Annotated in this window: 8 protein-coding genes; 6 read left to right on the forward strand and 2 right to left on the reverse strand. The window is 37.2% G+C overall.

Features of this window, described 5'->3' with window-relative positions:
• On the reverse strand, nucleotides 1-258 hold a 258-nt coding region (locus Q0L68_RS13060; RefSeq protein ID WP_296703881.1), incomplete at its 3' end, for an FAD-dependent oxidoreductase.
• 171 nt (nucleotides 259-429) lie between these two features.
• Here Q0L68_RS13060 and Q0L68_RS13065 point away from each other — a divergent pair.
• The 6 genes from Q0L68_RS13065 to ccsA (Q0L68_RS13090) all read left to right on the forward strand — a co-directional run bounded on the left by Q0L68_RS13065 (nucleotide 430) and on the right by ccsA (Q0L68_RS13090) (nucleotide 6,385).
• Nucleotides 430-1,371 carry a hypothetical protein gene (locus tag Q0L68_RS13065; RefSeq protein WP_296703884.1) on the forward strand — a complete coding sequence of 314 codons (942 nt, stop codon included), beginning with the start codon at nucleotides 430-432 and terminating at the stop codon, nucleotides 1,369-1,371.
• A gap of 301 nt (nucleotides 1,372-1,672) precedes the next feature.
• A complete protein-coding gene (locus tag Q0L68_RS13070) occupies nucleotides 1,673-2,338 on the forward strand; it encodes a heme exporter protein CcmB (RefSeq protein WP_296703888.1) in 666 nt (221 codons plus the stop codon).
• Between the two features lie 151 nt (nucleotides 2,339-2,489).
• Nucleotides 2,490-3,164 carry a cytochrome c biogenesis protein CcsA gene (ccsA, locus tag Q0L68_RS13075; RefSeq protein WP_296703891.1) on the forward strand — a complete coding sequence of 225 codons (675 nt, stop codon included), beginning with the start codon at nucleotides 2,490-2,492 and terminating at the stop codon, nucleotides 3,162-3,164.
• 3 nt (nucleotides 3,165-3,167) lie between these two features.
• A complete protein-coding gene (locus Q0L68_RS13080) occupies nucleotides 3,168-3,410 on the forward strand; it encodes a CcmD family protein (protein ID WP_296703893.1) in 243 nt (80 codons plus the stop codon).
• A 12-nt stretch (nucleotides 3,411-3,422) separates the two neighbouring features.
• Nucleotides 3,423-3,839 carry a cytochrome c maturation protein CcmE gene (locus Q0L68_RS13085; RefSeq protein WP_296703895.1) on the forward strand — a complete coding sequence of 139 codons (417 nt, stop codon included), beginning with the start codon at nucleotides 3,423-3,425 and terminating at the stop codon, nucleotides 3,837-3,839.
• Nucleotides 3,840-3,865: 26 nt separating this feature from the next.
• A complete protein-coding gene (gene ccsA / locus Q0L68_RS13090) occupies nucleotides 3,866-6,385 on the forward strand; it encodes a cytochrome c biogenesis protein CcsA (protein WP_296703899.1) in 2,520 nt (839 codons plus the stop codon).
• Nucleotides 6,386-6,471: 86 nt separating this feature from the next.
• On the opposite strand, the gene Q0L68_RS13095 is transcribed toward ccsA (Q0L68_RS13090), so the two are convergent.
• Nucleotides 6,472-7,500, reverse strand: a complete 1,029-nt coding sequence (locus Q0L68_RS13095; RefSeq protein ID WP_296703902.1) for a phenylalanine--tRNA ligase subunit alpha — start codon at nucleotides 7,498-7,500, stop codon at nucleotides 6,472-6,474.
• Between the last annotated feature and the right edge of the window lie 311 nt (nucleotides 7,501-7,811).

Below are 7,811 nucleotides of genomic sequence, written 5' to 3' on the forward strand. Positions count from 1 at the left end.
TACAGGGAGCCTTAAGTAATCAAAATGTTCTTTTGGTGATTTCCCAGCCAGAGAAAAGAGTTCTTCAACTTGCTCAGGTAAGGTGAAAAGAGATGGGCCTGCGTCAAACCTATATCCTCCTTTTTCAATTTCTGAAAGCTTCCCGCCCGGATAAGAATTCGCTTCATACACTTCGACATCATAGCCTTTCAAAGCTAAGCGAATGGCAGAAGCGATGCCGGCGATGCCAGAACCTATAATGATTGTTTTGTTACTCATAATCCAATCGAAAGATACAAATATTTGGAAATCGATTTAGATAAAAAGCCCTTTTGAACTAAAAGGGAATAGGATATAAATAAAATAATAATAATTGCATAAAATGTATTTTTTTGTATTTAAAAAACACTTAAATTTCTTTATAAATTTAAATAAAACCCATTATAAGCTATGAAAATGTTTACTACAAAAATGTTGGGGTTGGTGATCTCAGCATTGCTCTTGGGAGCCTGTAGCCAAATGGCTACTTATGAAAATGAAGATCTGAACAAGGGATTGGAAAAAGCAGATCAGTCGGGATTCAATTTGAGTCCTTATGGGGTTTCAAATGGAGAAAATAATGCTGTTTATTCAGATGAAGCCTGTTTAACGGAATGTTTTAAGCCAGATGATCCTACGACCTATTTTTATCTAAATGGTAGAGAAAATTTTAATCCACAGATATATACGGATTATAATGTGTACCAAACTGCAACTCACATCTTTTATGAGTTTTCAATTGCTGCTTCTAATAGTTCAACTCCATTAATATCAACCTATGAATTAGATGGAACATCTATGACCGTTGGAGCTTCTTCATTTTCAGTAAGTTATCCATTACCAGCAAACTGGCAAGTTTGTGATCTGGTAAGCAGAACTTTTACAATTACCCGAAATGGGAATGCTAATCAAAATTCGGCAAATGTAGTGATCGTCCCGATTGATTATAAATTGATTAAGATTTGCGTGGATGAGCCAGAAACATGTGAGGAAGAGTTTACATGGAGCAGAGATGTAAATGATGCAAATACAATAACCTTTGAATATACCCCTCATCGTTCCAAGATAAATGCAGAAATTCAAATGACCACTCCTCAAATTACTGCATATCAGCCATTGGATGGAAAAGTTTATACTCAATTTGGAAATCCATCAAACGGAAATGGAGGTTTAAGGTGGAATGGTGACTTAGTTTGTGGCGAAAAAATCACCTTTACTATCAAATTTACTCCTATAAGCTGTAATAATTCCAATAATTTACCTGCTAACTTAGTTTCCAATTTTGTTGTGAAAGATATGGGAGGTAATAAATTAACAGGCCAGCCAATTACCGGAGACTGTATAGGTAGTTAATAAAAATTCACTTGAATAACCTGAGGGATTCCTCGGGTTATTTACTCTTTTATTTTAATGATATATTTCTCGGGTTAGCAAATCCTAAGATCTAAGAGCTAAAAATTAAATTGTTATAAGGGCTTGAAATTAATTTTCAAGCCTTTTTTCTATTTTTTGTTTAATAGCTAGCCTCTTTTCTAATGTTGAACGATACTCTATTTTTTATTGGAAAGTTCGTTTTAATCATTTGGAAATTGGAAAGAATCTATTGATTTAGAATTCAGTTTAATATTAACCCTTCAATGCTTACTTTTGATCGATGCTTAAAGAAATCTCCGTCTTGGTCAAGAAAGAACTCACCTTAGAGTGGAGACAGAAGTACGCTTTAAATGGGATTTTACTCTATGTGGTTTCAGCAGTTTTTATCACATATTTGAGTGTAGGTGCTAGGTCAGGAAGCCTCTCAATCCCTACTTGGAATGCATTATATTGGATTATTATTCTTTTTTCAGCTGTCAATGCAGTAGCAAAAAGTTTTGTGCAAGAACACCAAGGACGGCAGCTATATTACTATATGATTGCTTCGCCTGAATCAATTATTCTTTCCAAGATTATTTATAATACGGGCTTAACGTTAATACTAGCTTTGCTTGGCTACGGGGTTTTTTCTGTCATACTTGGAAATCCCGTTCAAGATCAAGGGTTATTTTTATTGAATTTAATTTTAGGAGCCATAGGGTTTTCCGCCAGTCTTACGATGGTGAGTGGTATTGCTTCCAAAGCAGGTAATAATTCCACCCTCATGGCGATTTTGAGTTTTCCGGTTATCATCCCGATTTTATTAATGGCAATACGGATTTCCAAAAATGCTTTGGATGGACTCGATTGGAGTGTGAGCGCTGACAAAATCATCACGCTGATTGCGATAAATGCTATTGTAGCTGCTGCTGGTTATATATTATTCCCTTATTTATGGAGATCATAATTTTTTAATCGGGAACTTGAAAAAAGCATTTAGGATACCGTCTATAAGGATTTCGAACCTTTGTAGACTTGGAGTTTAAAAGACTTTAGAAAAAGCAGCGAAATCAGGAACTTATGCCTTATTTTTGCGCTTTAATTAGCAAAAATACCCTATGCGCCAAAGCTGGTGGAAAATCCTTACCATCGCCCTGCTACTCTACACTTTAACTGCAGGTTTGCTGATGGATGTGCCCCGACTTCCGATCTTGAATGAAACGATCCGAGCTCTTCATTTCCATGTGACCATGTGGTTCGGGATGATATTAATGCTGGTTGTTTCCGTTTTTTACAGTATCAAATATCTTCGGACAAATGATATCAAAAATGACGACATGGCAATTGAATTTGCTGGTTCAGCCATCCTTTTTGGAGTTTTGGGGATTGTGACTGGAATGCTTTGGGCTAAATTCACATGGGGAGATTACTGGAGCGGAGATCCAAAACAAAATGCAGCAGCCATCGGGATTCTCATGTACTTTGCCTATTTGATTCTTCGTAATTCACTTACCGATTCACAGCAAAGAGCCCGGATTGGAGCAATTTATAACATTTTTGCCTTTGCGGCATTTATACCATTAATCTTTGTACTTCCTCGATTAACAGACAGTCTTCATCCTGGAAATGGAGGTAACCCAGGTTTTAATGCTTATGATTTGGATTCTAAACTTCGAATGGTTTTTTATCCAGCTATCATAGGATGGACACTTTTGGGGAGTTGGATTGCAACTGTACGCGTGAGAATGCGTAGGGTTGAAAGGGTGCTAGAGGATAGAATGATAAATTCATAATTGATGAAAAAAATACTGATTATAGTTTTGATGATTTTCTCTTTTGGCACCATGGCACAAGAGAAAATACCCGTTAAAGAGTCTGATTATTCTAACAATTCTGTTGAAATGGCAGATGCGATGAGAGCGGATGGTAAAATTTATGTATTGGTAGGTGTGATTGTAATGATCTTTGCTGGAATTACAGTCTACTTAATTAGTACAGATAGAAAGATCAGCAAACTTGAAAAGACTATTCAATCCTAAACTTCGGAAACCATGAAAAAAGGACATCTTATAGGAATTGGAATTATAGCAATTGCGATAATAATCATCATGACTTCCATTGGTGATGCAAGTAGTTATGAAAGCTTTAATACGGCTTTGGAAATGAAGCAAGAAGGGAATGATAAGCCCATTCATGTAGTAGGTCAATTAAAAAAGGCCGAAACAGGGGAGGTTGTTGGATTAAATGTGAGAGAAGATAAGACATCCTTTACATTTGTTTTGGTAGACAATGATGGTACTGAGCAAGAAGTATTTTATAACGAACCGGTTCCTGCTGACTTTACAAGATCTGAATCAGTGGTTGTGATCGGTCAATACAAAACAGATGATATTTTCATTGCAGATAAGATCCTGATGAAATGTCCATCCAAATATCAGGAAACAGACGTGCAGGCGGCTGGTATGTGAGTTAGAGTAGTAAGAATAATAAATCCATGATCAATACCTTTATTGGAAATCTTGGCCATATGATGACCATCGTGGCCTTTGTCAGTGCATTGGTTACGGCTTATGCATACATTCAATATTTCCGGGCAAACGAACTAGATAAAGCTAGTTGGAGAAAATTTAGTAGGATCAGTTTTTACGTCCATGGTGTTTCTGCCACTCTCATAGCTATTTCACTTTTTGAAATCATTTACAATCATCGCTACGAATATTTTTATGCGTATTCACATAGCTCTAAAGCACTGCCCGTTCATTACATGATTTCCAGCTTCTGGGAAGGGCAAGAAGGAGCATTTATTCTATGGATCTTCTGGAATGTTGTTTTAGGAGTAGTCATTATCAATACCAATAAATTTTGGGAAGGTCCTGTCATGGTGGTTTTTGCCTTGGTTCAGGCTTTCTTAGTTTCCATGATTTTGGGTGTGGTTATTGGAGATCTGAAAATTGGAAGTTCTCCTTTTATCTTACTTAGAGATGCCACTCAGGCCCCGATTTTCCAGATGAATCCTGATTTTGTTCCGGAAGATGGAACTGGGCTTAATCCATTATTACAAAATATTTGGATGGTAATTCACCCTCCTACACTATTCCTAGGTTATGCTTCAACGCTAGTTCCTTTTGCCTTTTTGATGGGAGGGTTGGTGATGAAGAGATATTCTGAATGGATTAGACCAGCACTACCTTGGGCGATTTTCTCTGCCATGATTTTGGGAATGGGAATTATCATGGGTGCTTATTGGGCTTATGTAACTCTAAACTTTGGAGGTTATTGGAATTGGGATCCTGTTGAAAATGCTGTGTATGTTCCATGGCTGGTGCTAGTTGCAGCAATCCATACCATGATCACGTTCAAGAAAAGTGCAACAGCCTTAAAAACTTCGATCGTTTTGGTGATCATGACTTTCATCTTGGTTCTCTATGCTACTTTCTTGGTGAGGTCTGGTGTATTAGGTGATGCTTCGGTTCACTCATTTACAGATTTAGGTTTATCAGGTCAGTTGTTGATCTACATGCTGTTTTTCCTTTTCGTAGCGATTATTCTGGCTGCGAGAGCCTGGAAATATATTCCCACTTCAGAAAAAGAAGCTTCTGTTTATTCCCGGGAATTTTGGGTTTTCATCGGAGCTACTACCTTAGGCTTGATGGCATTCCAAGTAATCCTTCCTACCTCTATTCCGGTTTGGAATACCTTAGTAGAAAGCTTTGGTGGAATCTCAAATATGGCTCCACCCGCGGATCAGATTGAATTTTATACGAAATTCCAATTGTGGTTTGCAGTTGTTTTGGCTTTGCTTACAGCAGTGGGGCAATTCTTCTGGTGGCAGAAAATGGATAAGCAAACATTGAAAGACACGCTTGTCACACCCTATATTGTTTCAGTTTTGATTTCTGCTGCGATCATTGTACTGGCAAAAGTATATGATTGGAAATATATCATTATTGTTCTTGCAGGGACATTTACCATCGTTGCAAATGCTGTGATTTTGGCTAAAATCCTGAAAAAGTCAACCTTCAAACTTGCCGGCGGCTCTTTAGCACATATTGGATTAGGAATGGTGTTGATCGGGATTATGTTCAGTTCTGGCTATTCTGATGTGATTTCAATTAACATGTCAGGATTGACTTACAGCAATAGCTGGGAAGATGAATTAAACAAAGAGCATGTGCTGCTTTGGATCAACAAGCCTACGCAAATGAAAGACTATACGGTAACTTACCGGGGTCGTCAGAAAAAAGTCGTTGGGGTACCTGATTATGTCCCAGCAAAAATCCTAGAGACAACTGGTAATGTCAATGAATCTGTCGCTTTAGAGGGTTATAAAGATTACTTCCAAAAAGGTGATACAGTCAACTTGGTATTGGAAGAAAATGACTATTTCAAAATTGACTATTACCAAAACGAAAAACTTCAATTTTCTCTTAACCCAATGTCCCAATTCAACTCGAGTATGGGTGGTTTGATTTCCTCTCCAGATTCCAAAATCTACTTTGATAAGGATCTTTATACTTACGTTGCTGCGATGAATGATTACGAAGATCCAGAATGGAAAGAGGATGAGATTTACGAAGTAGCTCCGGGTGAACAATTTCATGTTGCTGATTTCGTCACTTATTTTGATGGAGCTGAAGTTTTGGAAGAATTGGACGGTTATGTTCTTCAAGAGGGTGATGTTGCTGTAAAAGCAAAACTTCGAATATTAGACTATGATGTGGAAAAACTTCTTGAGCCAACTTTTATTATCCGGAATAGTCAGATTGGTAAAATCCCAGTTGTCGATTCTGAACTTGGAATAAAAGTCTCTTTGGAAAATATTCTTCCCGAAGACAATAAGTTTGTCTTTAAGGTCAATCAATATCAAAAAGATTATGTAGTAATGAAGGCTATAGTAAAGCCTTATATCAATGTACTATGGATCGGTACGATCATTATGCTAACCGGATTCTCAGTTGCAATCTTTAGAAGGTTTGATGAATTCAAAAAGATGAGAGACAAGGGGTTGGAATAAACTGAGTTTTATTCATCAATATCCAAAAATTAAAATAGCCCGATTTGAATCGGGCTATTTTAGTTATAATTATAGCTAGACTTTGCCTAGAGCAAAGGAGTGAATTGCTTCAGGAATCTCACATCATTTTCAGTGAATAGTCGCAAATCTTTGATTTGATATTTTAACATTGCAATTCGCTCGATTCCCATTCCGAATGCAAATCCGGTATATTTTTTAGAGTCAATTCCACAGTTTTCCAATACGTTTGGATCAACCATTCCCGAACCACCGATTTCTACCCAGCCAGTTCCTTTACAAACATTACATCCTTTTCCTCCACAGATTAAACAGGTAATATCGATCTCAGCGCTTGGTTCTGTAAATGGAAAATAGGAAGGTCTAAATCGAACTTTAGTTCCTTTTCCAAACATCTCTTTGGCGAAGTGATATAAGGTGTTTTTCAGGTCAGCAAAGCCTACATTTTCATCAACATACAACCCCTCTACCTGATGGAAAATACAATGGGCTCTAGCTGAAATCGCTTCGTTTCTATATACTCTTCCGGGAGAAAGGGTACGGATGGGAGGCTTTTGATTTTCCATCACACGAACTTGTACAGAAGATGTATGAGTTCTCAATGCGATATCTGGATTCTTTTCGATAAAAAAAGTATCCTGCATTTCACGAGCGGGATGATTTTCAGGGAAATTCAGGGCAGTGAAATTATGCCAATCATCTTCGATTTCAGGTCCTTCGGAAAGATTAAAACCTATTCTTTCAAAGATCTCAATGATTCTTTGTCTAGTTGCTGTAAGGGGGTGAATTCCACCTAATCCTTGATTAGAAGGAGGAAGAGTCAAATCAATATCCGCAGATTTCGATTTTTTGTTGGTCTGGCTTACTTTCTCGATAAGTTCTTGAAACTTGGCCTCAGCCATTTGTTTTACACCATTTACCAATTGACCATAAGCACGTTTCTCTTCATTTGGGATCTTTCCCATTCCTACGAAAAGTTCTCCAACTACAGATTTTTTGGAGATAAACTCCATTCTGTAAGACTCTAGTTCCTCTGGTGTATTTGCGTCAGCTGCTAAGATAGCGGCTTTTATTGCTTCAATTTTTTCCTGATACATGACTTGCCATTTTATCAAGCCACAAAGCTAAGGGTTTTAGTGTTTTTCGGACAAAAAAACAGAAAGGATTGCAAGTTTAGCTTGAGCATAAAATTGGAACCTCAAAAATTTCCTAGGTCTACTCAATCCAGATTCCAAGAGTACTTCGTAATTCTATCCAAATAAAAAATCACAAAATCATTAAAAAATTAAATCATGAAAATTCAAAACTTCTTCAAATTGGCTTTTGGAGCCTACATTTTTCTTTCTGCAAACTTTGCATTTTCTCAAATGGAAAAAACAGTAATGGTAGGAGGAGCAGAAATGTATCC

The sequence above is a fragment of the Algoriphagus sp. genome (genome assembly GCF_024642405.1).
Taxonomy (GTDB): Bacteria; Bacteroidota; Bacteroidia; order Cytophagales; family Cyclobacteriaceae; genus Algoriphagus.

Coding starts and splice junctions, on each gene's coding strand:
- Q0L68_RS13065 (WP_296703884.1), top strand. CDS start 430: ATGAAAATGTTTACTACAAAAATGTTGGGGTTGGTGATCTCAGCATTG.
- Q0L68_RS13070 (WP_296703888.1), top strand. CDS start 1,673: ATGCTTAAAGAAATCTCCGTCTTGGTCAAGAAAGAACTCACCTTAGAG.
- ccsA (WP_296703891.1), top strand. CDS start 2,490: ATGCGCCAAAGCTGGTGGAAAATCCTTACCATCGCCCTGCTACTCTAC.
- Q0L68_RS13080 (WP_296703893.1), top strand. CDS start 3,168: ATGAAAAAAATACTGATTATAGTTTTGATGATTTTCTCTTTTGGCACC.
- Q0L68_RS13085 (WP_296703895.1), top strand. CDS start 3,423: ATGAAAAAAGGACATCTTATAGGAATTGGAATTATAGCAATTGCGATA.
- ccsA (WP_296703899.1), top strand. CDS start 3,866: ATGATCAATACCTTTATTGGAAATCTTGGCCATATGATGACCATCGTG.
- Q0L68_RS13095 (WP_296703902.1), bottom strand. CDS start 7,500: ATGTATCAGGAAAAAATTGAAGCAATAAAAGCCGCTATCTTAGCAGCT.